This is a genomic window from Luteimonas sp. 9C (assembly GCF_902506295.1).
Lineage (GTDB): Bacteria > Pseudomonadota > Gammaproteobacteria > Xanthomonadales > Xanthomonadaceae > Luteimonas.
This window is the reverse complement of record NZ_LR733312.1, coordinates 731345-755290: the sequence shown is the minus strand read 5'-3', so window position 1 is coordinate 755290 and position 23946 is coordinate 731345. Positions and strand designations below refer to the sequence as shown.

Annotated in this window: 18 protein-coding genes; 9 read left to right on the top strand and 9 right to left on the bottom strand. The window is 68.6% G+C overall.

Annotation, left to right across the window (positions count from 1 at the left end):
* Positions 1 to 82: 82 nt before the first annotated feature.
* Positions 83 to 760, bottom strand: coding sequence for a (d)CMP kinase (gene cmk / locus CURTO8I2_RS03305; RefSeq protein ID WP_159678641.1), 678 nt, complete (start codon positions 758 to 760; stop codon positions 83 to 85).
* A gap of 117 nt (positions 761 to 877) precedes the next feature.
* Here cmk and ykgO point away from each other — a divergent pair, with 117 nt between their 5' ends.
* The 5 genes from ykgO (at position 878) to CURTO8I2_RS03280 (ending at position 5147) form a co-directional block, all read left to right on the top strand.
* Positions 878 to 1003 carry a type B 50S ribosomal protein L36 gene (gene ykgO / locus CURTO8I2_RS03300; protein ID WP_005913193.1) on the top strand — a complete coding sequence of 42 codons (126 nt, stop codon included), beginning with the start codon at positions 878 to 880 and terminating at the stop codon, positions 1001 to 1003.
* A gap of 181 nt (positions 1004 to 1184) precedes the next feature.
* The gene (locus CURTO8I2_RS03295; protein WP_201295475.1) at positions 1185 to 1526 is read left to right on the top strand and encodes a hypothetical protein; all 342 of its coding nucleotides are present in this window, start codon (positions 1185 to 1187) and stop codon (positions 1524 to 1526) included.
* 4 nt (positions 1527 to 1530) lie between these two features.
* On the top strand, positions 1531 to 2586 hold the full coding sequence (locus CURTO8I2_RS03290) for an agmatine deiminase family protein (protein ID WP_159678639.1): 1056 nt from the start codon (positions 1531 to 1533) through the stop codon (positions 2584 to 2586).
* A gap of 216 nt (positions 2587 to 2802) precedes the next feature.
* Positions 2803 to 3705 (top strand): carbon-nitrogen hydrolase, encoded by a 903-nt coding sequence (locus CURTO8I2_RS03285; RefSeq protein ID WP_159678637.1) that lies wholly within the window; start codon positions 2803 to 2805, stop codon positions 3703 to 3705.
* A 221-nt stretch (positions 3706 to 3926) separates the two neighbouring features.
* Positions 3927 to 5147 (top strand): TraB/GumN family protein, encoded by a 1221-nt coding sequence (locus CURTO8I2_RS03280; protein WP_159678635.1) that lies wholly within the window; start codon positions 3927 to 3929, stop codon positions 5145 to 5147.
* Between the two features lie 859 nt (positions 5148 to 6006).
* Here the strand turns inward: CURTO8I2_RS03280 and CURTO8I2_RS03275 are convergent.
* Genes CURTO8I2_RS03275 through CURTO8I2_RS03265 form a run of 3 tightly spaced genes read right to left on the bottom strand, consistent with a single transcriptional unit; the run spans position 6007 to position 13717 of the window.
* Complete coding sequence (locus CURTO8I2_RS03275) at positions 6007 to 9096, bottom strand: efflux RND transporter permease subunit (protein ID WP_159678633.1); 3090 nt, start codon at positions 9094 to 9096, stop codon at positions 6007 to 6009.
* Positions 9093 to 12554: an efflux RND transporter permease subunit gene (locus CURTO8I2_RS03270; protein WP_159678631.1), complete on the bottom strand. Its 3462-nt coding sequence runs from the start codon at positions 12552 to 12554 to the stop codon at positions 9093 to 9095. The genes CURTO8I2_RS03275 and CURTO8I2_RS03270 overlap by 4 nt, the downstream gene beginning before the upstream one ends.
* A 44-nt stretch (positions 12555 to 12598) precedes the next feature.
* Positions 12599 to 13717, bottom strand: coding sequence for an efflux RND transporter periplasmic adaptor subunit (locus CURTO8I2_RS03265; protein WP_159678629.1), 1119 nt, complete (start codon positions 13715 to 13717; stop codon positions 12599 to 12601).
* A gap of 249 nt (positions 13718 to 13966) precedes the next feature.
* Between CURTO8I2_RS03265 and CURTO8I2_RS03260 the strand changes: the two genes are divergently transcribed.
* Both CURTO8I2_RS03260 and CURTO8I2_RS03255 read left to right on the top strand, forming a co-directional pair.
* A complete protein-coding gene (locus CURTO8I2_RS03260) occupies positions 13967 to 14347 on the top strand; it encodes a cytochrome c (protein ID WP_201295474.1) in 381 nt (126 codons plus the stop codon).
* 8 nt (positions 14348 to 14355) lie between these two features.
* Complete coding sequence (locus CURTO8I2_RS03255; RefSeq protein ID WP_159678627.1) at positions 14356 to 14781, top strand: cytochrome c; 426 nt, start codon at positions 14356 to 14358, stop codon at positions 14779 to 14781.
* A 353-nt stretch (positions 14782 to 15134) separates the two neighbouring features.
* Here the strand turns inward: CURTO8I2_RS03255 and CURTO8I2_RS03250 are convergent, their stop codons facing one another.
* Positions 15135 to 16742: a hypothetical protein gene (locus tag CURTO8I2_RS03250; protein ID WP_159678625.1), complete on the bottom strand. Its 1608-nt coding sequence runs from the start codon at positions 16740 to 16742 to the stop codon at positions 15135 to 15137.
* A gap of 28 nt (positions 16743 to 16770) precedes the next feature.
* Positions 16771 to 17364, bottom strand: coding sequence for an NfuA family Fe-S biogenesis protein (locus CURTO8I2_RS03245; protein ID WP_159678623.1), 594 nt, complete (start codon positions 17362 to 17364; stop codon positions 16771 to 16773).
* Positions 17365 to 17447: 83 nt separating this feature from the next.
* On the opposite strand from CURTO8I2_RS03245, the gene CURTO8I2_RS03240 reads away from it, so the two are divergent.
* Positions 17448 to 17789 carry a 4a-hydroxytetrahydrobiopterin dehydratase gene (locus tag CURTO8I2_RS03240; protein ID WP_159678621.1) on the top strand — a complete coding sequence of 114 codons (342 nt, stop codon included), beginning with the start codon at positions 17448 to 17450 and terminating at the stop codon, positions 17787 to 17789.
* Between the two features lie 21 nt (positions 17790 to 17810).
* On the opposite strand, the gene CURTO8I2_RS03235 is transcribed toward CURTO8I2_RS03240, so the two are convergent.
* On the bottom strand, positions 17811 to 18776 hold the full coding sequence (locus CURTO8I2_RS03235; RefSeq protein WP_159678619.1) for an RluA family pseudouridine synthase: 966 nt from the start codon (positions 18774 to 18776) through the stop codon (positions 17811 to 17813).
* Between the two features lie 400 nt (positions 18777 to 19176).
* Between CURTO8I2_RS03235 and CURTO8I2_RS03230 the strand changes: the two genes are divergently transcribed.
* Positions 19177 to 22449, top strand: a complete 3273-nt coding sequence (locus CURTO8I2_RS03230) for an Rne/Rng family ribonuclease (RefSeq protein ID WP_159678617.1) — start codon at positions 19177 to 19179, stop codon at positions 22447 to 22449.
* A 126-nt stretch (positions 22450 to 22575) separates the two neighbouring features.
* Here CURTO8I2_RS03230 and CURTO8I2_RS03225 read toward each other — a convergent pair whose 3' ends face one another.
* Both CURTO8I2_RS03225 and CURTO8I2_RS03220 read right to left on the bottom strand, forming a co-directional pair.
* Entirely contained in the window at positions 22576 to 23223 is a 648-nt protein-coding gene (locus CURTO8I2_RS03225) for a response regulator (RefSeq protein WP_159678615.1), read from the bottom strand.
* Positions 23224 to 23311: 88 nt separating this feature from the next.
* Complete coding sequence (locus tag CURTO8I2_RS03220; RefSeq protein ID WP_159678613.1) at positions 23312 to 23905, bottom strand: SCO family protein; 594 nt, start codon at positions 23903 to 23905, stop codon at positions 23312 to 23314.
* Positions 23906 to 23946: the final 41 nt, after the last annotated feature.

Here is a 23946-nt window from a genome sequence, read left to right as displayed (position 1 = left end):
TGGCACGTCACACGTTCAAAACGCCGGAACGGCCTGAAACGGACCGCCCCGGTATGCAGCCGGCGCCCGACCGTGACTCCGGTCAGACGTGGCGTGCGGGGAACAACGCGAGGACCCGGTCGACGACGGCTTCGATGCCCTGACCGGTGGTGTCGATACGGACGGCGTCTTCGGCCGGCCGCAACGGCGCCACCGCACGGTTGGCATCGCGGGCGTCGCGGGCGAGGATCTCGCGCAGCAGACCGTCCATTGTCACTGAAACCCCCTTGTTCTTCAACTGTTTATAGCGCCGATCCGCCCGCTCCTCCGCGCTCGCGGTCAGGAACACCTTCCAGCCCGCGTCCGGAAAGATCACGGTGCCCATGTCGCGACCGTCGGCGACCAGACCCGGCGCCACCCTGAACGCCCGCTGCCGGTCCTTGAGCGCGGCGCGGACCTCCGGAATGGCGGCAATCGCCGAGGCAGCCGCGCCGGCGGTTTCGGTCCGCAGTTCGTCGGTCGCGTCATGGCCGTTGACCAGTACGCGCAACTCTTCGCCGCTCTCGTCGAAGGCGATGGTCGTGTCGAAGGTGCAGCGCACCAGGGCGCCGCCGTCGTCGAGGTCCAGGTCGGCCCAGCCGGCCGCCACGCCGACCGCGCGGTAAAGCGCGCCCGAATCGAGATAATGCCAACCCAGCCGCTGCGCGACCGCGCGGCTGATGGTGCCCTTGCCGGACCCTGAAGGTCCGTCGATCGTCAAAACCGGCACCGTCTCCGTCATCTGCATCTCCTGCGCCGGCTCGTCTCCGCGAACGGATGACCCAAGCGCTTGAATCGTGGGGGAAAGAGCCGCTAGAATAGCCGGCTTGCTGCTTGTATCCCATCCCAGAGGTTTACCATGAAGGTCCTGTCGTCCCTGAAGTCGGCGAAGACCCGCCACCGCGATTGCAAGGTAGTGCGTCGCCGCGGCAAGGTCTTCGTGATCTGCAAGTCCAACCCGCGTTTCAAGGCGCGCCAGCGCTGAGACGCGTTGCAGCCGCGACTGCGGCATGCACGCGAGAAAGGCCGCAGCGATGCGGCCTTTCTTCGTTTGGCGTTGCCGCTGCACCGCGTGGCGTCGCCGTCGCGCGAATTCTGCTACACAGTCGCGAGCACCGTTCCGGCACTTTCGCCGTCCACCGCTGTCCTGCCCTGGAGTCACCGCCATGTCGCGTTCCTTCGCTTCGATCCTTGCAGGCACCGCGCTGAGCTGCGCGCTGCTCGCCAGCCTTCCCGCGTCCGCGGACACCCTGCTCGTCGACCGTACCAAGCAGACTGCCGATACCGGCATGCCGAGCCGCGGCATGTCGATGGCGGACGTGGAAGCGCGTTTCGGCGTGCCGAGCGAGCGCATGGATCCACGTGGCGGCCAGAAGCGCCAGTGGCCGACGATCAACCGCTGGGTCTATCCCACCTTCACCGTCTATTTCGAGCGGAACCGGGTCATCGATACCGTCGCCAATCGCGCCACGGCATCGGAGATCGGCCCCAAGCCCGCCATCCGTTGAGTCCATGACCGAAACCGCATTGCGCTTCCCCGCGGAGTGGGAACCCCAGTCCGCGATCCTGATCGCGTGGCCGACCGAAGACACCGACTGGGCCGCGCGCCTGGGCGAGGTGGAAGACACGTACATCGCGCTGGTGGCGGCGATCACCCGTTTCCAGCCCGTCGTGATCTGCGTGCCGGACGAGGATGTCCAGAGCTACGCCTACGTGCGCCTGGCGTCGAACCGTATCGACATGGCTCGCGTCCAGTTCGTCGAGGCGGACTACGACGACACGTGGCTGCGTGATTCGGGCCCCATCTCGCTCCGACGTGACGATGCCACGTTCGTGCTCAACGATTTCCGCTTCACCGGCTGGGGCGGCAAGTTCGACGCGCGCCAGGACGATCAGCTGGTCGGCCATCTGCATGCCGCCGGCGTGTTCACCGACGCAGCGCAGCGACGCGAGATCGATTTCGCGCTCGAAGGCGGTGCGATCGAGACCGACGGTGCGGGCACCTTGCTGACGACCTGGCGCTGCCTGCACGAGCGTCATCCCGAGGTCCCGCGTGACGTGCTGACGTCCAGACTGTCCGACTGGCTGGCGCAGGACCGCGTGCTGTGGCTGGACCACGGCTATCTGGAAGGCGACGACACCGACGCGCACATCGACACCCTCGCCCGCTTCGCGCCGGACGATGCGATCGTGTTCCAGGCCTGCGACGACCCTGCAGATCCGCATCACGCGGAGCTGCAGGCGATGGCCGACGAGATCGCGGCGTTGCGGACGCGCGATGGCGCGCCGTATCGGTTGTTTCCACTGCCCTGGGCGCGGCCGGTGCTGGACGCGGGTCGCCGCCTCGCCGCGAGCTACGCGAACTATCTGATCCTCAATGGCGCGGTGCTGATGCCGGCCTACGGCGATCCGGCGGATGCTGCCGCAGCGGCCGTCCTCGCGCAGGCGCATCCGGGCCGCGAGATCGTGCAGGTGCCATGCCGGCCGCTGATCTGGCAGAACGGCAGCCTGCATTGCATCACCATGCAACTGCCGACGGGCCTGTTGCGCGACGTGCTGCCCGGCTGACACCGGCAGGTCGTGGGGCGCTACACATCGACCCGCGCGCTCGCACCGCCTCTGTCAGACGTCTGATCCGCGGGCTTGCCGTGTATCGGTCCGCGCCGACGGCGGCTGCGCGCGTCGTGGCCGGCATCGGGTGTGCCGCTGCGCGCAGCGACGCGTTTAGCTGCCCGCATGCAGTCGCGCGTTAGCATTGTCGTCATCCCAGGAGGGTTCGAATCCATGTCCCGCAAGACCACGTTGCCCGTCGCGCTGATCCAGGAGCGCGCCGTCATCGACCAGGGCACCGGCAATGCCGACGCCAACCTGTCGATCATCGAAGCGCGTGTCGCCGAAGCCGCGAAGCAGGGCGCGAAGCTCGTGTTGCTGCAGGAACTGCACAACGGCGCCTATTTCTGCCAGCACGAGTCGGTCGACGAGTTCGATCTCGCGGAACCGATTCCCGGACCGAGTACCGAACGCCTCGCCGCGCTGGCGAAGCAGCACAAGGTCGTGCTGGTCAGCTCGCTGTTCGAACGCCGCGCCGCGGGGCTGTACCACAACACCGGCGTGGTCTTCGACGCCGACGGCAGCACCGCGGGCAAGTACCGCAAGATGCACATCCCGGACGACCCGGGCTTCTACGAGAAGTTCTACTTCACGCCGGGCGACATCGGCTTCAAGCCGATCGACACGTCCGTCGGCCGGCTCGGCCTGCTCGTGTGCTGGGACCAGTGGTACCCGGAAGCCGCGCGCCTGATGGCGCTGGCCGGTGCGGACCTGCTGCTGTATCCGACCGCGATCGGTTGGGATCCGACCGACGTCGACGGCGAGAAGAAGCGCCAGCGCGATGCCTGGATCCTCAGCCATCGCGGCCATGCGGTCGCCAACGGCCTGCCCGTGCTGTCGTGCAATCGCGTCGGCCACGAGCCGTCGCCGATCGGCGCGTCCGGCATCGACTTCTGGGGCAACAGCCATGTGCTCGGTCCGCAGGGCGAGTTTCTGGCCGAGGCCGGGACCGAGCCGACCGTGCTGACCTGCGAGGTGGACCTCGGCCGCAGCGAGCACGTCCGCCGCATCTGGCCGTTCCTGCGCGACCGTCGCATCGACGCTTACGGGGATCTGCTCAAGCGCTACATCGATTGATCCGCTGACGCGCCCGTGTCACGCCGTCGCCGGCTGCGTACCGGGTGCATGCCATGCCCGCCATCGGATGACGCCGACGGCGGACGCCCCGGTACAGTGCTCCCCGCGTCACGTCGGCGCACCGTCCGGGGCTCGCGTCGAACCCCGGCGGTGATTCGACCCCATCCGCCTGCCGCGCGCACCCGGTGCACGCGCGCTCACCCCACCCGAAGACTGATCCGATGACCGACCCGATGACGCCACCTGACGCCACGACCTGGCAGTCGCAGCCGCATGCGATCGTCGAACGTGACGGCGTGCGCTACACCCTGCTCGGTACGGCGCACGTGTCACGGGTCAGCGTGGAGGCGGTCGAGGACGCGATCGGCAGCGGCGCCTTCGATGCGGTGGCTGTCGAACTCGATGCGCAACGTCTGCAGGCCATCAGCGATCCGGACGCGCTCGCCAAACTCAACCTGGTCGATGTGATCCGCAAGGGGCGCGTGGCGCTGTTCGCGGCCAATCTCGCGCTGGCGGCCTACCAGCGCCGTCTCGCCGAACAGCTCGGCATCGAACCGGGTGCCGAACTCAAGCGTGCGGTCGTGCTGGCGAAGGAACGCGACCTGCCGGTCGCGCTGATCGATCGCGACGTCGGCCTGACGTTCAAGCGCGCGTCGAAGAAACTCGGTTTCTTCGGCCGCATGAAGCTGGTCGGCAGCCTGCTCGGCGGCCTGATGGCGTCCGACGAACTCGGCGAAGAGGAGATCGAGAAGCTTAAGCAGGGCGACATGCTCGAATCGAGTTTCGGCGAGTTCGCCAAGAGCAGTCCGCAGCTCTATGAAGCGATCATCGCCGAGCGCGACCGCTACATGGCCGCGAAATTGCGCGAACAGGCCGGCGATGCGCGCGACGTGCTGGCCGTGGTCGGGGCCGGGCATCTCGCAGGCCTGGCGCGGCACCTCGCCGAGGACCGCGAGGATCCTGCAGCCACGAGCGCCGCGCTGGAGCACGCGCCCAAGGGCCGGAGCGTCCGCTGGGTGATGACCGCGATCACCCTGGCGATCGTGGCGATGATCGGCTGGGGCTATTATCAGGGCGGCGCGGAACTGGGCCGTCAGCTGGTCAAGGAGTGGGTCGTGATCACGGCCGGTTTCGCGGCCCTGGGCGCCCTGGCTGCGCTGTCGCATCCGCTCGGCATCCTGGCCGCCGCGATCGCCGCGCCGCTCAAGCCGATCCGTCCGCCGGGCATCTCCCCCGGACTCTTCAGCGGCCTGGTGGAGGCCTACATCCGCAAGCCCGCCTACAACGATTTCCTCTCCCTGCGCGACGATGCCGGCACCGTGCGCGGCTGGTACCGCAACCGTGTCTCGCGCACGCTGCTGAGCTTCCTGCTCGCCAACATCGGCTCGAGCATCGGGGTGTGGGTGGCGGGTTTGCGGATTGCCGGCAGGGTGCTCAGCTGACGCGTGCGTTTGGCACGCAAGTGACGGCGCAAAGTTTCGCCTTCTCTTCAAGGCAGGCGCTTGGGCGCTTCTGTTTTTTGGCTCTTCGGTAGCTCTTTGCTTCTTGCTTCCGCTTCTCGCTTTTCGCGTTCGGCTTGAGGCTTTGCTGTTGCTGTTACTGCTGCTGTTGCTGCTGTTGCCGTGGCTGTCGCTGTGGCTCTTTATCTGGAATCGAGCCGTAAAGCGAGCCGAGCACCGGAGTCTGGCGTGGCCGAAGAGCAGCCCATGTCTGAGCGCAGCGAGTTTGGGCTGCGTGCTGCGTCAGGCGAGGCGCACAGGGGACCGATGCGGCTGTATCGCATCGGCTCGCGTCCGGCGAAGGGACCTTTTGGTTCCTTTTGGGTCCATCCAAAAGGGACTCGCACGCGCAGCGGGCGAAAGCCCTGCACTTGCTCGGGCTTCTTCGCTCGTCGCTTTGCGACCTTGATATTCGAAGCAAAGAATCAATCGCAGGAGCGAAGATCAAGTACAGGGCTTCCGCGCTGTCGCGCGGCTTACTTTTGTCTTGGCAAAAGTAAGCAAAACCGTCTTCGCCGGACGCGATCCGCCGCGATACAGCCGCGGCGGTCCCCTGCGCTTCTCGGTCGACGGGGCACGCAGCCCAAACTCGCTGCGCTCAGACATGGGCTGCTCTCCGACCCCGCCGCCCTGCGATGCTCGGCTCGCTTTACGGCTCGATTGAAGTCAAAGGCCGAAAGCCAATGCCAATGCTAATGCCGGGGCCTGGGCCAGGGCCAGAATCCAAAGCCAAAGCCAGAACGAGCGCCAAAGCCAAAAAAACATGGCGCCCGATCGGGCGCCATGTACCTGGAAAGGCCTATCAGCCTGCGGCAGCAGCAGGCTCCCCCTGCACACCCCGCGCCCGCCGGATCAAGCGCGCGGTGCCATGCCGCATGTCGTCGAGGATCGCGTAGATCGTCGGCAGGAACAGCAGGCTCACCACCGTCGAGAACGCCAGACCGCCGGCCACCGCGCGCGCCATCGGCGAGTAGGCCAGACCGCCGAGCACCACGGTGTCGCTCAGCGAGATCGGAATCATCGCGAGGATCGCGGTACCCATGGTCATCAGGATCGGCCGCAGGCGCTCGCGACTGCCTTCGACCAGCGCCTCGAGCCGCGACATGCCGCGACGTCTGAGATTGTTGATGTGCTCGACCATGATGATGCCGTTGTTCACCACCACGCCCATCAACACCAGGATGCCGATGAAGGCCATCACCGTGAACGAGGTGCCGGTGAGCCAGAACAGCCAGAACACGCCGAACACCGAGAACACCACGCAGCTCATGATCGCCGCCGGGAACAGCAGCGACTCGAACACCGCCGCCATCACCACGTAGATCATGATCACCGCGATCAGCAGATTGAAGACCATCTGCCGGCTGGCTTCGGCATCGTCCTCGAACCCGCTGCCCGAGAACGTGTAGCCGTAGCCGGCCGGGAACGGGATCGATTCGAGCGTCTGTTCGAGCGCCTTGCGTGCGTCGGGCATCGTCGTCTCGCCGGCGAGGTTGGCCTGCACCGTCAGCGAGGTCTGACGGTCGGCGCGCGTGATGCGGCTGGCCGCGGGCTCGACGCGCATGTCGACCAGGCTGGTCAGCGGCACGCGGCGACCATCGGGCGACTGCACCATGAAGCTGGCGATGTCGGCTTCGTTGAACTGCTCGGCACCTGCGAAACGCACCCAGACCGGCACTTCATCCTCGCCCCGGCGGAATTCGCGCAACTGGCTGCCGCGCAAGGCGAGGCCGACAAAGCTCGAGACCTGTTCGGCGCTGAAGCCGAACGCCGCTGCGCGGTCGCGATCGACCCGGATGTTGAGTTCCTGGTTGAGATCCCCCGCGTCCACGCGCACGTCGCGCAACGCCGGATTGGCCGCCAGGATCGGGATCACGCCGTCCGCGATCTCGCGCAGCACCTGGGTCGAATCCCCGACCAGTTGCACCTGCACGCCCTGGCTGGCGCCACCACCGCCGCCACCGCCCTGCCCCGCGCTGCCGCGCACGCCGACTTCCGCGCGGGCCGACTTGGGCAGCGCCGCACTGATGGCTTCGGTCAACGCCTTGGTGTCGCCGACCGAATCGTCGAAGGTGATCATGGTGCCGGAATCGCCACCCTCTCCGAACCAGGAATAGAGCTGCTTGATCCGGTAGGTGTCTCGGTTCTCGTCGAGGAAGGTCTCGAACCGGCGCACCTCGTCGGAACGCTGCTGCAGGTTGTAGCTGCCCTTCCACTGGTAGTAGAGCTGGATTTCCTTGCCGCCGCTGCCGTCGCCGAACATGTCGAACTTGGTCTGGGTCATCGGCACCAGGCTCATGGCGACGACCAGCACGATCCCCACCACGCTCCAGCCGCGATGTTCCAGCGACCAGCGCAGCACGCGCGCGTAACGGCGCTGCAGACGCGGGATCAGGCCGTCGGGGCGGGCCACGGCCGGCGGCGTCTTCATCCGTGCCGCCATCATCGGAATCAGGCTCACCGCCACCAGCCAGGACGCCAGCAGCGACACCGAAATGGTGATCGCCAGCTGGGTCATGAAGATGCTGATCTGGTTGGTCTCGCCCAGCAGGTTCGGCACGAACACGATGCAGTGGCAGAGCGTACCGGCCGACAGCGCGATCGCGACGTGGCGCGTGCCCAGCACCGACGCCAGCCACGGCTGGTCGGGCATGCGCTCGCGTTCCTGGTAGATGCTCTCCACCACCACGACCGCGTTGTCGACCAGCATGCCGACCGCGAGCAGCAGGCCCATCAGCGACAGCACGTTGAGCGTGACGTCGAAGAAATGCATGAAGCCCAGGGTGATGATGAAACAGATCGGAATGGCCAGCGTCACCATCAGCGTCGACGGCCAGTGGCGCAGGAAGAAGTACAGCACGACGATCGACAGCACCAGGCCGATCGCGCCGGCCTCGACCAGCTCCATCAGCGACGACGTCACTTCCTCGCCCATGTTCTGGGTGACCTTGACGTCGATGTCCTCGAGACCCGGTTCGCTGCGCGCGCTCTCGACTTCCGCGAGCACCGTGCGCGCGACCTCGACGAGGTTCGAATCGCGTTCCTTGTAGATCTCCAGTCCCACCGCCGCGCGTCCGTCCAGGCGCCGGCCGTAGTCCATGCGTTGCGGCCGCAGGCGCACGTCCGCCACGTCCGACAGGCGCAGGCCCTGCGGGTTGATGACCAGGTCGCGCAGCTGCTGCAGATCGTCCAGCTCGCCGATCGGCTGCACGCGCAGGCGCTGACCGCCATCGAGGATCTGCCCCGCCGACACCGAGAAGTTCAGCGCGCGCAGGCGTGTCGCGAGGGCATTGAGCTCGATGCCGTGTGCCGTGAGGCGGTCGGGCTGCACTGCGATCTCGACCTCGTTCGGCGCCGCGCCGCTGATCTCCACGCGCGCCACGCCCGGCACCCGCTCGAGGCGCCGCTTGAGCTGACGGTCGATGAGTTCGTAGCTGCCGGACAGATCGACATTCGCCGCCAGGCGCAGCCGCAGGACCGGCTGGTCAGCGGTCGAGAACTTCTGCACGAAATAGCGCCGGAAGTCGTCGGGCAGATCGCCGCGGATCGCGTCGATGCGCTCGCGCGCCTCGGACGCGCTGATCGCGATGTCGCGATCCCAGTCGCTGAATTCGAGGATCACGAACGCGCCGTCCGAGGCCGCCTGCCCGCGCATGCGCTTGATGCCGCTCATCGTGGCCAGCGTTTCTTCCGCCGGTCGCAGCAGGTTCTGTTCCGCCTCGGCCGGGGTGGCACCGGTGTAGGGCAACTGCACGAACAGGAACGGCGCCGAGATGTCGGGCAGTGCCTCCAGCGGCAGGCGCACCGAGGCGATCAGGCCGATCACCACCATCGAGATGAAACACATGATGGTGGTGACCGGGCGCCGCAGGCTCAGCTCGGCGATGCTCATGTCGCGCTGGCCTCCGCATCGGGGCGATCGGCGGCGGCGCCGAGTCGTGCGCGCCGACCGCGCTCGGCGTAAAACGCGTCCGGCTTGCGGTCCAGCAGGTCATAGACGACCGGAATCACCAGCAGCGTCAGCACCGTCGACACCGCGAGCCCGCCCATCACCACGATCGCCATCGGCGAGCGCACCTCGGCACCGTCACCGAACGCCAGTGCCAGCGGCAGGAAGCCGAACAGCGTCGACAGCGTGGTCATGATGATCGGCCGCAGGCGCGAGCGTGCACCGTCCACCAGGGCGTCGCGCTTGGCCACGCCGGCCTCGCGCAGCTGGTTGACCTTGTCGATCAGGATGATCGCGTTCTTCACCACCAGACCGACCATCAGGATCAGCCCGATGAAGGCCACCACCGAGATCGTGTTGCCGGTGAGCAGCAACGCGCCGATCGCACCGACCATCGCCAGCGGGATGGTGAACAGGATCACGAAGGGGTGCAGCAGCGATTCGAACTGCGAGGCCATCACCAGATAGACCAGGAAGATCGCCAGCGCGAACGCCATCAGCAGCGAGCGCATCGATTCCGCCAGTTCCTCGCCCTGGCCGCCGATGTGCAGGCCGACCTCCGGTCCGAGCGGGTTCTCCGCCACCATCTGCTGCACTTCCTCCATCGCGGTGCCGAGATCGATGCCGCGCAGGTTGGCCGAGACCACCGCCACGCGGACCTGGTCGGCGCGATGGATCTCGCTCGGCCCCACGGTCGCCACCACGTCGGCCACGGAATCCAGGCGTACCGGCGACGCGCTGCCGGGATTGACGATCAGGTTGCGGATGCGGTCCACCGAATCGCGCTCGTTCTCCTGCGCGCGCACCAGCACGTCGATCTTGCGGTCGCGGAAGTTGTAGCGCGTGGCGACCTCGCCGCGCACGGCGCGCACCACCGCATCGGCGATCTGCCGCGTGGTCAGGCCGAACGCGCCTGCACGTTCCTGGTCGAACACGATCTGGATTTCGGGAAAGCCCTGCTCCACGGTGCTCTTGACGTCGGCGTAGTGCGGATTGGCCCGCAGCAGCTCGGTCATGCGCTGGCCGGCACGGGCCAGTCCGTCGAGATCCTGGCCGCGCAGTTCGATCTCCAGCGGCGTCGAGAAGCTGAAGATCTGCGGCCGTGCGAAGTCGACCTGGACGCCCGGATACTGCTGCATCGTGCCGCGCAGGCGCTCGGTCTGCTGCGCCTCGAATTCGCGGCTGCCGCCGCCGCTCATGACGATGCTCAGCTTGCCGATGTTCTCGCCGCTCTCGGTCGGATTGGCATCGAGCCGCGTGCCGCTGCCGCTCACGCCGAACAGCAGTTCGACGCCGTCATCGCCGGCATGCGCCTGCTGCACCTCGCGCATGATGCGGTCGGTCTCGCGCAGCGGCGTGCCCGGCGGCAGCTTCGCGGTCATCTCGAAGCGGTCCTGCGCCAGCTGCGGAATCAGGTCGGTGCCGAGCAGCGGCACGGCCAGCATGCTGACCAGGAAAACGGCGGTCGCGGTGCCCAGCACCAGCCAAGGACGCCCAAGCGCCGCCGGCAGCATCTTCAGATACCCGCGCTCGGCGCGGTTGTACGGGGACATGGCCAGATCGCTGGCACGCCCCATGACCCGGCCGGTGCCGCCCGCGATGACGCGCCATACGCGCACCACGGCCCAGGCGATCCCGAACAGCACGCCCCGGAAGCCCGCACCGATGCCGCGACCGGTCGCGGCCAGCGGCTTCTGCCAGCGGCGCTGCGGACGCCACTGCGGATGCGGTGCTTCCTCCGGAAACGCCAGCGGCGGGCGTCCCTTGAGCGAGGCCATCATCGGGATCAGCGTCAACGCGACCAGCATCGACACGCCGACCGCGATCGCGATCGTCATCGCCTGGTCGCGGAACAGCTGGCCGGCGATGCCTTCGACGAAGACCAGCGGCAGGAACACCGCGATGATCGTCAGGGTCGACGCGACCACGGCCATGCCCACTTCGCGGGTGCCGGTGATCGCGGCCTCCAGCACGCCCAGTCCGCGCTCGCGCGCCTTGGCGATGCTTTCGAGCACCACGATCGAATCGTCGATCACCAGACCCGTCGCCAGCGCCAGACCGCCCAGCGACATGACGTTGAGGCTCAGCCCCAGCTGGTCCATGAAGAAGAACGTGGTGATGATGGAGATCGGCAGCGACAGGCTGACCACCAGCGTGCTCCAGCCGTTGCGCAGGAACAGGAAGATGATCAGCACGGCCAGCGTGCCGCCGATCAGCGCGTCGGTGCGCACGTCGTGGATCGCGGCGCGCACGAACTTCGACTGGTCGTCGACCACGGTCAGCGTCATGTCCGGCGGAAGTTCCTTCCGGATCGCGTCCAACCGCGCCTGCACGGCGTCGGCCGTGGAGACGGTGTTCGCGTCGCCTTCCTTGTAGATCGCCAGCTCCACCGCTTCGGCGCCGCCGAGCCGGATGATGCTTTCGCGCTCCTTGAAGCCCTGGCGCACGGTGGCGATGTCGCGCAGGCGGATCGCCCGGCCACCGCCGATGCTCGCGCTGTCTCCGCCCGATGCGCTCTGCACCGACGCCGCGGCCGCCAGCACGGCCTGCGAACCGCTCGCCGCGGCGATCGCCGCCATCTGCTGCGCCGCGCTCGCGGCGCCGTCATCGCCGCCCGACTGGGTGGCGACCAGCATCTCGCCGATCTGCTCGACGCTGGAGAACTGGTTGACCGTGCGCACCAGGTAGCGCTGCGTGCCCTGGTCCAGGCGTCCGCCGGAGAGGTTGATGTTCTCCTGCTGCAGGCGCTGGATCACGTTCTCGATCGGCAGATTGATCCGCGCCATCTGCTGCAGGTCGAGTTCGACCTGGACCTCGTCCTCGAAACCGCCACCGACCTTGACCGCGGCCACGCCGACGACCGGCTCGATCTTCTTCTTCAGGTCGTCGTCGGCATAGCGACGCATGCGCGTGAGTTCGTCGACCGCGTCGCCCTTGTCACCGGCGGTCAGCGCGAGGCGCAGGATCGGTTCGGTCGACGGGTTGAAGCGCAGCAGCACCGGCGGCGTGACTTCGAGCGGCAACTGCAGCGTCTCGAGCTTGTCGCGCACCTCCAGGCCCGCCTGGTCCATGTCGGTGCCCCAGGCGAATTCCAGCACCACGTCACTCTGGCCGGTGCGCGAAATCGAGCGCAGCTTGCGCACGCCCTTGACCACGCCGACGGCTTCCTCGACCGGCTCGCTGACCAGCGTCTCGATCTCCGACGGCGCAGCGCCGGTGTACTCGGTGCGTACCGTCAGCGTGGGGTAGCTGAGATCGGGCAGCAGGTTGACCTTGAGGTTGGTCAGGGCGATCAGACCGAACAGCATCATGCTGATCGCGACCATCCACACCGTCACCCGGCGACGCGTGGAGAACTCGACGAGATCGAACCGCCCCGTCGGCGCGGCGTGCGGATCCATGGCCGGGCCGTCGCCGGCAGGGCCGTCGTGCGGCGCGCCCGCCATTACTGCGCGTCGCTCTTGGCGTCGGCGGCCGGCGTCGCGGCGACGGGGGCATCACCCACCACCTGCACCGCGCTGCCCTCGCGCAGGGCGACCTTGCCGGCCGTCACCACCGGGTCGCCTTCCTCGAGTCCACTGCGCACCTCGATCAGGTTGCCGTCGACATAGCCCAGCTCCACCGGCACGCGCACGGCCTTGCCGTCCCGCACGGTGTACACCGCGGTTTCGTCGCCTTCGTCGAGCAGCGCGCTGCGCGGAATCACCAGCGCGTCGGCGCGCTGGTCGTAGTCGACGTGGATGCGGCCGAACATGCCGGCGCGCAGCGATTCGTTGCCGGCGAAGGCGGTGACCACGCGGAACGTGCCGCTGCGCGATTCGACGATCGGCGCAACGCGCTCGACCACGCCTTCGAAGCTTTCGCCCGGCAGCGCGTCCACCTGCAGACGCACCGGCTGGCCGCGCTTGAGCACGCGCAGCTCGCGCTCGGGCACGTTGAGCGTGGCTTCGATGCGGGCGTTGTCGACGATGCTGAAGATCGGCGTGTTGATCTGCACGAAATTGCCGGTGCGGATCATGCGCTGCGAAATCACCCCGGAAATCGGCGCGGTCACCGCGGTGTAGGAGAGTTCGAGTTCCGCCATCTGGTGCTGAGCGCGTGCGGTGTCGAGGTCGAACTTGATCTGGTCCAGATCGTTGGCGCTGATCATCTGCTGCCCCACCAGCTGCTGGGCGCGGCGGTAGCTGTTCTCCAGCTTGCCCATCGTCGCGCGGCTCTGCAGGACGGCCAGGCGCGCCCGGTCGGGGTCCAGGCGTACCAGCGGCTGGCCGGCGCGCACCGTGTCGCCCTCCTCCACCAGCACGTCGAGCGCGATGCCCGAGGTCTTGGCGACCACGTCGGCGCCCCGCGGCACTTCCAGCGAGGCCGTGCCCACGTAGCTGGCTGCGACGCTGCGACGCGCGACCGCCTCCGTCTCGACGGGCACGGGCGCCGCCGCGGCATCGGTCGGCTTGGCTTCGGCATCGCCACCTCCCTTGCACGCGGACAGGCCGAGCGCGGCGGACACGAGAATGACGCCAGTCAGGACGCGTCCCGCGGACGCGAAAGCATGCGGTGTGGACATGTGATTCGATGGACCCCTACGGTGTTGTAGCAAGGTATATCACCAGCGCATGTACTTGAATGCGCCATAGGTCATGGTGACATCCGATCCACCCCTGCCCATCCGGATGTTGCAGTGCATTGGGTTTGCGACGCGGCCGTGGCTATACTGGCCCGGTTGTGCACCGGTTCATGCAGTGAAGTCTGCGGTCCGGGCGCGATCGCGCTTCCCAGACAGCACTTCCAGCCATTCAGGATTGCGGATAACCCGATGACGCGACTGCTGATGCTCGCCGCTTGCCTCGCTCTTGCTCTGCCCGCCCTGCGCGCCTCCGCCCAGGATGCCGCTGCACCGCCTGCGGCACCCGCCGCCGAAGCGCCGACCAACGCGCCGCTCGCCGGCAATGCGGAGACGGGTCGCCAGCTGACCTACACCTGCCAGGGGTGTCACGGCGTGGACGGTTACCGCAACGTCTATCCGCACTACCACGTGCCGAAGATCGGCGGGCAGTCGCCCGAGTACCTGGTCAACGCCCTGCACGAATACAAGCGTGGCACCCGCCGTCATCCGACGATGCAGGCGCAGGCGCAGAGCTTCACCGACCAGGACATCGCCGACATTGCCGCCTTCCTTTCGGAGCTGACCCCGTGAGCGGCGCCATGATCCGTCCGGCCCGCCTCCTGACCGCCCTGTCGCTCGCCGGCCTGCTGGCCGCCTGCGGTGGCCAGTCGCACGATCCGCAGGCGCAGCCGGCACGCACCTCGTCCGCCGGGCTGCCGTCGGGGACGGTGGAGGCCGGCGAACAGGCCGCCAACGTCAAGAGCGCGGCGACCGGCCAGACCTGCATCGACTGCCATGGCGCCGCGGGCAATGCGCCGATCGACCCGACCTATCCCAAGATCGGCGGCCAGTTCCGCGACTACCTCGCGCATTCGCTGCAGGCCTACCGCGATGGCGACCGCGAACATGCCCTGATGTCGCAGCAGGCCGCCGGCCTGAGCGATCAGCAGATCGCGGATCTCGCGGCGTATTTCGCGGCGCAACCGAGCCAGCTGCGCGATCTGCGCGGAGCGCACGACCGCTGAGTCCGCGTCGGCGGCGCTGTCTTCGCGCCGTCTGATGGTCGCGTGTCCGTTTCGGTGGACACGCGCCAGTCTTAGCCCCGAAGGGGCGCTCCTTGATTTGATCTGATCAGGTGTCGCCCTGGTCTACCGCCCTGCCTGTTTCGTCTGGCGCTGGCTTCCGGCTTGTGACGTCAATCGCGTCGTAGAGCGCGCCGAGCACCGGAGCCTGGCGTGGCCGAAGAGCAGCCCGTGTCTGAGCGCAGCGCGGCAGACGCGGCGGCGAAAAGCAGGGGCAAAGGTCCATGGACACCCGCCTACGCGGGCGTGACGACGCCAGAACGACACGAGCACACACGGCGCCGCGTCCAGATCAATCAGCCGCCCAGGCTGTCCTGGTCTTCCTGCAGTTCCGGCTTCCATGGCACATCCGGCGGCGGGCGGCCGTCGGTTTCCACGTCCTGCATGTTCGGGTCGGTGATGCCGCAGCCGCCGCCGAACGCCAGCAGGGCGACATTGCACTGGATGGTCTTGCTGGTCCCGGGGATCGGAATCAGCACCGTCTTGATGCTCCGTCGCACCCACTCTTCCAGCAGGGTTTCACTGGGCGTCCAGAAGCGGTCGAAGCTCGTGGGTTCGTAGTCGGTCGGCGGGCGCTTAAGCCAGGTGCCTTCACGGTCGATACGCGCGAAATCTTCCATCACGGTACCCGGCGGCAGACCGCCGCCCACCCGGCCGTTCCCGGCAAGACGGGGGCGCCCGTCGGCGTCGAGCAGCCCCGAGGGACTGCCGGGCTGACCGCCGTCACGCGCGGTGGCGCCGTCCCCCCAGTCGTCGGCCACGCGCGACGAGGGCGCGTCACCCGGCGGCGTCCCCGCCCGCGTGCCGGCGCCCGCGGCGCGACCCGGGGCGGGCGTGCGGCTGCCCGGCGCCGCGGGTGTGGGCGGCCGTGGCGACGGTGCGGAGGCGACAGGCGCCGACGCAGGCGACTGGGCGGCGGCGGTCGGCGCGGGCGCTTCCCGCAGCGGCACCGCGCGTTCGCGCGCCACGATGTCGGCGACCGGCCGTACCGGAATCTCGGGCGCATCGACCACGACCGACGGCGCATCGCGCGTCGGCAGCCGCAGGGTTTCGGTCGGCTGCGGCACGCTGCGATCGCGCACTTCGATCTCGACCTGGCGCTGCTGCGCGGTGACGTCGGCCAGCGGCGCCGGGGTGCGCAGCGCCGGCACCTCGACAGCCTGCAGTTGCGCCTCCGGCACCTGCCGGTCGCGCACGGCGACCTCGGGCGCGGCGCCCGGGCGCGGCGGCGGGAGGGTGAAGTCGATGTCCGGTACCGGTGTCTGGGTGACCTGCAGGACCTGCTCCGTCGGCGCCACGGGTTCGGCCGCGACCACGGCGTCCTGCGGGGCCGACGTATCCTGCGGTGCGGCAGGGGCCGGCTGCGGCGCCGACGGCGCCGGATTCGACGTAGGCGCTGGTGGCAGTCGCACCACCGTCACGGGGACCGGTTCGCCTTCGTCGCCCGCAGCCGCATCCTCGGGCGTGCCGTCGCCGATGAAGACGGCCTGCACCACCTGCTGTTCGCCCTGCGCAGCCGGCGCCGGCACTGCGAAATGCGCCTGCGTCAGCAACAGCAGACCGCTCACCCAGAGCACCTGCACCAACAGCGCAAGCGCCCACGACACACGCTTCGGCCCCCGATGGTCCTCGGACTCGGGCTCCCAGCGCGGATGCATCAGACTCAGCCAGGCGGCCAGCGCGTTCTTCGGCACGCGCCCCTTGCGCCGCGGTGGCGCTGGCCGGGCGACGAGCACCGCGACGATCGCGTCGGCGGTCGCGCCGGTCACCGCGCCCACCCGAGCCCGCATCGTCTCGAACCAGCGTGCCCAGCCTGCAGGCAGCCCGTCGGGTGCGTCTTCGGGCCGGATCGAACGACGCCGCCGGCGGCGCAGGGCGTCGATCAGGTCGGCCGCAGTGAACATCCGGGAACGGACGCCGGTGCCGGGGAAATCAGGCCGCGTCGCGCGGCATGTACGGCGCGTCGCCGGTGTCGTGGTCGGTCGCGTCGCGAACCGCAGTCACGCCCGGTGCCTTCTCCATCAGCGTTTTCTCGATGCCCTGCTTCAGAGTGACGTCGACCAGGCCGCAGCCGTGGCAGCCGCCGCCAAAGCGCAGCACGACGACGCCTTCGGCGGTCACTTCCTGCACGCTGACATGGCCGCGATGCTGGGCGAGCTGCGGATTGATCTCCTGCTCCACCACCCAGCGCACGCGCTCGACCAGCGACGCGGCGTCCGGTGGCGCCTCGCCCTTGATCTTGGGCGCGCGGATCTGCAACTGGCCGCCGGTCGCGCGGCTCTCGTAGTCGATTTCCGCGCCGTCGAGGTAGGGCACGCTCGGCGCATCGAGCCACAGCGTGAAGCCTTCGCAATCGATCGCCCACTCGTCGCCCTGCAGATCGTCGGTGCCGGCGAACTCCAGGCGCACGTCCGCACGCGCGGTGCCTGCATGCACGGCCGACAGGCGCACACCCAGGCCCGGCAACGTCTCGCGCTCGATCAGCTTGCGGAAATGCGTCTGCGCGGTTTCGGAGATGTTGATCATGCGGCGTATTCTAGCGGGCCAACGCCGGTCCACGCGCCGGTCGCCGTCTGCCGCATGAACGGCCCTCGACAGGAGATTTCCACGTGTCCGACCTCGTTTCCCTCAGCGATGCCCACTGCATTCCGCGCCGCGGCGACGCGCACCGCCTGCCCGAAGCACGCGTACGCGAACTGCTGCCGCAGGTGCCCGGCTGGACGCTGGCCGAAGACGGCCAGGCACTGACCCGCACCTTCCGCTTCGACGATTACCACCGCACGATGGCGTTCGTGAACGCGCTGGCGTTCGTCGCCCACCGCGAGGACCACCACCCCGACCTGGGCGTGCATTACGACCGCGCCGTGGTGCGCTATTCCACCCACGACGTCGGCGGCCTGAGCGAGAACGACTTCATCTGCGCGGCCAAGGCCGACCGTCTCGTCGGGTAGAACCTGCGCAGGCCGCGCGCTTCAGCGCAGCCGGTCGAGCGCCTCGCGCAGGTCGTCGGCCAGCGGCGCGTTGAGGACGTAGGCCTCGCCGTCGTCGAGGGTGAATTCCAGCGACGCGGCGTGCAGGAACAGGCGCTTGAGTCCGATCTGCTCGCGCAGGCGCTTGTTCACCTCGACATCGCCGTATTTGTCGTCGCCGGCGACGGGATGGCCGATGTGCTGGGCGTGGACGCGGATCTGGTGGGTCCGGCCGGTTTCGATCCGGACTTCGCAGTAAGACTGTCCGCCGCGACGCTCCAGCACGCCGAAGTGGCTCAGCGAGACCTTGCCGTGCGGATTGACCTGCACGTGCCGCTCGCCGCCCTGGCGCAGGCCGACGTGCAGCGGCGCGTCCACGCTCATGGTGCCGTCGGGCATGCGCCCGGCCAGCAGCGTGAGGTAGCGCTTGCGGATACCGGCGCCGTGGTCCTCGCGCAGCAGTGCCTGGAGCTGGGTCAGCGCCGAGCGCTTCTTGGCCAGCACCATCAGACCCGACGTGTCGCGGTCGAGCCGGTGGACGAGTTCCAGCGGCTGGTTCGGCCGCAGCGCGCGCAGGGTCTCGATGACGCCGAAGCTGATCCCGCTGCCGCCATGGCTGGCGACACCGCTGGGCTTGCTGATCGCAAGCAGCCTCGCGTCCTCGAACACGATGCTGGCGTCCATGGCTGCCAGCAGGCCCTTCGACGGCGTGCCCGCCTCGCCCGGCGTCTCCAGCCGGACGGGCGGAATCCGTACCTCGTCACCGACATCGAGCTTGCGCTCGGGCTTGGCGCGGCCGCCATTCACACGGACCTGGCCGCTGCGCACGATCTTGTAGATGATCGATCGCGGCGCGCCCTTGAGGTGGCCGAGCAGGAAGTTGTCGAGGCGCTGGCCGTCGCGATCGTCCGGAACCCGGACCAGTCGCACGCCACCGCCGCCGGCGGAGCCGGGGCTGTTGTCAGTCATCGTCGCCTGTTTATCTGGTACACTCGGGCCGCGATCTAAGGTGCTGATTTCTTTGGAAGAACACGGGCCAAAAGCCCGCCTTGCAAAGGCTTCCGGACAGTGCGCGGCCACCGCCCCAGGGGCGGCCATGTTAGCGGCTGCACGGCAGTACCGGCCATCGCCCGATGCCTGGCATCGGCGCTGAACACGTCCCGCGTGACGTTCGCGACCGCCCAAACCCGGTCGCAAGCGGTCCGCGGCCTGCACTACCCAGACAATCGAAGAGCGCTCCCGCGGCCCGCCGTGGTGTCGTAGCGCTGGACAATCCGGTTCGTCGCTGCGCGTGCGCGGCGGCTTCAGGCTTCATCCAGGCGAAACGCCCCGGCGTTCCGCGCGTGAGAGCGCGCAAGGAAACGCAACCATGAAGCGCATGCTGATCAACGCGACGCAGGCAGAAGAACTGCGCGTCGCCATCGTTGATGGCCAGTCCCTGTACGACATCGACATCGAACAGCCGTCCAGGGAACAGAAGAAGTCCAACATCTACAAGGGCCGGATCACCCGCATCGAGCCCTCCCTCGAGGCCGCGTTCGTCGAGTACGGCGCCGCCCGCCACGGCTTCCTGCCGCTGAAGGAAGTCTCCCGCGACTACTTCCAGTCCGGCGCGGACCCGAACAAGGGCTCGATCAAGGAACTCCTGCGCGAAGGCCAGGAAGTCGTCGTCCAGGTCGACAAGGAAGAGCGCGGCAACAAGGGCGCCGCCCTGACCACGTTCATCTCGCTGGCCGGCCGCTACATGGTGCTGATGCCCAATTCGCCAACCGCCGGCGGCGTGTCGCGCCGGATCGAGGGCGAGGACCGCGCTGAGCTCAAGAAGGCGATGGACGCGCTCGACATCCCCGACGAGATGGGCGTGATCATCCGCACCGCCGGCGTCGGCCGTGACGCCGAAGAGCTGCAGTGGGATCTCGACTACCTGCTGAGCATCTGGCGCGCGATCGCCGAAGCCGCGCTGAGCAAGCCCTCGCCGTTCCTGATCTACCAGGAATCGCGCCTGATCACCCGGGCGCTGCGCGACTACATGCGCGCCGACATCACCGAAATCCTCGTCGATACGCCCGAGATGTACGCCGAGGCGAAGGAGTTCGTCGAGCAGGTGATGCCGCACAACCTGCGCAAGCTCAAGCACTACACCGACGACGTGCCGCTGTTCAACCGCTACCAGATCGAGTCACAGATCGAGAGCGCCTACGAGCGCACCGTGCGCCTGCCGTCCGGCGGCGCGCTGGTCATCGACCAGACCGAAGCCCTGACCGCGATCGACGTGAACTCCGCGCGCGCCACCAAGGGCGGCGACATCGAGGAGACGGCGTTCAACACCAACCTGGAGGCGGCCGAGGAAGTGGCCCGCCAGCTGCGACTGCGCGATCTCGGCGGCCTGGTGGTGATCGACTTCATCGACATGTCGTCGAACAAGCACCAGCGCGACGTCGAGAACAAGCTGCAGAACGCGCTCAAGTACGACCGCGCCCGCGTGCAGCAGAACAAGATCTCCAAGTTCGGCCTGCTGGAGATGAGCCGTCAGCGCCTGCGCGCGTCGCTGGGCGAGTCGAGCCAGATCGTCTGCCCGCGCTGCGAAGGCCACGGCCGCATGCGCAGCATCGAGTCGCTGTCGCTGTCGATTATCCGCGTCGCCGAAGAGCACGCGATGAAGGACAACACCGGGCAGGTGCTGGTGCAGGCCCCGGTCGAGATCGCGAACTACCTGCTCAACGAGAAGCGCAGCGCGCTCGAGGAAATCGAGAAGCGCCACGACGCGCCGATCATCATCGTCGCCGACGAGCAGCTGCACACGCCGCACTACGAGGTCTCGCGCATCCGCGAGAACGAGCTGGGTGAGGAAACCGCGCGGCCGAGCTACCAGCGCGGCACACCGCGTCGCGTCGCGACGATCGCGCTGAGCAAGAACAACCTCAACGTGCCGCCGCCCGCCGTCACCAACGTGCGTCCGACGCAGCCGGCGCCGGTCCGCGAGCCGAAGCCCGAGGTCGCGCCGCCCGCACCGGCACCGGCGCCCGTGTCGACGCCGGCGCCGCGACCCGCGCCGACCGCGCCGGTCGCCACCGGCGGCGTCATGGGGTGGCTGAAGTCCCTGTTCGCCACGCCCGAACCCGCGAAGCCCGCTGCGCCGGCCCACGGCGAGCGTGCGCCGCGTGCCGACGGTGCGCCGCGCGGCGAGAACCGCGGCGATCGCAGCGAGCGTGGCGGCCGCAACGGCGGCCAGCGCCGCGACCGTCGCGGTGGCCGTCAGAGCCAGGGCGGATCGAACCCGTCACCGGTCGCACACGAGACAAAGCCGGCAGCGACTGCGCAGCCGGCCCGCGATGACTCGCCACGCGAAGCACGCCGCGACCCTGCGTCGGTCGCCGATGCGGGCGCGCGCAAGGAGCGGCAGCAGGAACGTCGCCAGCGCCAGAAGCAGCGGGGTCCGCGCCAGAAGACCGAAGGCGAGGCAACCGAGACCCAGGCGGCCATGGCCGTCGCCGCACCGGTCGCGGCGGCATCGATCGATGCGCCCCGCCCCGTCCAGCCGGACATCGAGCAGGCCGCGCCGGCCGCCGCGATCGACAGCGCACCCGCCGCCGCCACGTCTGCGGCCCCGCGCCACGACGCTGCAGCGGTGACCTCCGACGCGGACGCCGAAGACACCCGCGATACCGGCACGTCCGACACCGACGGCACTGGTGAGAACGGTGACGACGATGGCAGCAACGGCCGTCGCCGTCGCGGTCGTCGGGGTGGCCGTCGTCGTCGTCGCGGCAAGGCCGGTGACGGTGCTGCCGGCGACGAGACGTCGCTCGATGGCGACGATGCGGGCGAGGACGATGCGGTCGCCGCGACCGGTCATGGCCAGCCGGAGTTCGACTTCGACGACCTGCCCGCGCCCGCGGCGCAGCCGACGCACGAATCGCACACGCCGGCCCGGTCGGATGCGCATCCGGCGGTCGCCGCAGCGGCCGTCGCCGCGAGCGCGGTATCGCCTGCGACCGAGGCGGCGACGCCTGCGGTCGGGACGCCTGCATCCGCGCAGCCGGCCGACGCCGGGATTCCGGCGCCGGCGGCAGTCGAACCCGAGGCCTGGAAGACGCCGGCGGCACCCGCGCCGTCCGTAGCCGATGCCCAGGCCCCGTCGTCCGCCGTCGCGTCGCCGGCAGCGCCGGTCGTGATGCCGGTCCAGGACAGTGCGCCTGCCGAAGTCGCAGCGGATGATGTGGCCCGCACGGTCGAACAGGCCGAAACGGCACGCACGCTCGCTCCTGCACCCGTGACCGGTGCGGCTGCATCCGCCGCGACCTCGACGCCGGAAGCGGTGGCGTCGATCGATGCCGACGCAGACACCGGCACCGCGCCGGTGCAGATCGACGAGACGCCGGCTGCGCCGCGGGCGCCGGTGAACCACGGCCTGTTCGATGCACCCGCATCGATCGCGGCATCGCCCGTGGACACGGGTCCGTCGTTCGAGTCCGCCCCGGACCGCGATACATCGGTCGAGACCACGGAAGACGACATGGCCGTGCGCGCCGAGGCCGTGATGGAGACGGCGTCGGAGATGTCGGACATCGACGACGACGATGCGCCCGAATCGGACTACCGCAACGATCCGCGCCTGCGGTCGCGTCCGACCGACGCCTGATCGCGTCGGGTACAGGCAATCCCAACAAAAACCCCGGCTTCGGCCGGGGTTTTTGTTTGCGCGAATGGTGTCGCTGCCGCGGCGGTGTCCGCCTGCGTCGCGTAGTCGCGACGGCGCGGGACGGCGCTAGATCGCCAGTTCGACCGGCGCGACGCGGTACTGGCTCGCGAGACGCGCCAGCGCGATCGAATCCTGGATCTGCAGCTTCTCGAACAGGCGCGACTTGTGCGTGTTGACGGTCTTGGCGCTGAGACTCAGGCGACGCGCGATGTCTTCCTGGCGCAGGCCCTGCAGGAGCAGCATCGCCACTTCCATCTCGCGCGGCGACAGCGCATCGAACGGCGTCTCGTTGCCGCCGATGCCCGACAACGCGAGATTCTGCGCGATGTTGCTCGCGAGATAACGACGTCCACGCGCGACATCCCGCACCGCACGTACGAGTTCCGCGGCATTGCCGCCCTTGCCCACGTAGCCGGACGCACCGGCTTCGATCATCCGTCGCGGCATCGGCCCGTCTTCGAGGATCGACACCACGATCACGCGCGTGTCCGGCTGTCCGCGCACCACGCGTTCGGTGACTTCGAGCCCGCTGACACCGGGCAGGTGCAGATCGCACAGCACGATGTCGGGCTTCAGCCTGCGGATCATCGGCAGGGCTTCCTCGCCGCTGTCGGCTTCTCCCACCACTTCGATGTCCGCTTCCCCGGCGAGGATCATGCGCATGCCGGTGCGGACGAGTGCATGGTCATCGACCATGAACACGCGAATCGTCATCCCTGCTTCTCCAGTCCCTTCCCACCCCGGGGCCGAGGCTACGCTGCGCGGGAGATGAACCGCAAGTCGGAAAACGCTGACTGGCTCGTCAGCCCGCGGCGTGCGCAGGCGTCATCGCCAGTCGGATGTCGTCGACCATCGCATCGGCGGGCTGATCGTACTGGAACGCGAGCCGCAAACGCCCGTCGGGATCGATGAGGTAGTTCACCATCGTGTGGTCCATCGCGTACGACGAGCTCGTCGGCACCTCGCGATAGGTCACGCGGAACGACTGCGCGGCGAGTCGCGTCTGCATGGCGTCGCCGCGCAGCGCCATGATGTCGCCGCCGAACGCGCCGACGTACTGCTCGAGGATCTCGCCGGTGTCACGCTTGGGATCCACGGTCACGAACACGATCTGCAGCCGCTCGCCGTCCGCGCCGAGTGCGCGGCGGATCTGCGCGGCTTTCAGAAGGCTGGTCGGGCAGACCTCGGGACAGTGCGTATAGCCGAACGACAACAGCACGTAGCGTCCGCGGAAATCGCCGAGGCCGCGCGGCCGGCCCTGGGTGTCCTCCAGATCCAGGCTGCGCCCGTACGACACACCGGTCAGATCGGTGCCCGTATACGGGCCGGCCGGCGGCGCGCTGCAGGCCGCGAGCAGCAGAAGGGACAACGCGATGGCGGCGGATCGGACGGACATGGACACAACCGCAGGAAGAATGCGTGGCGCACGCGGCGCAG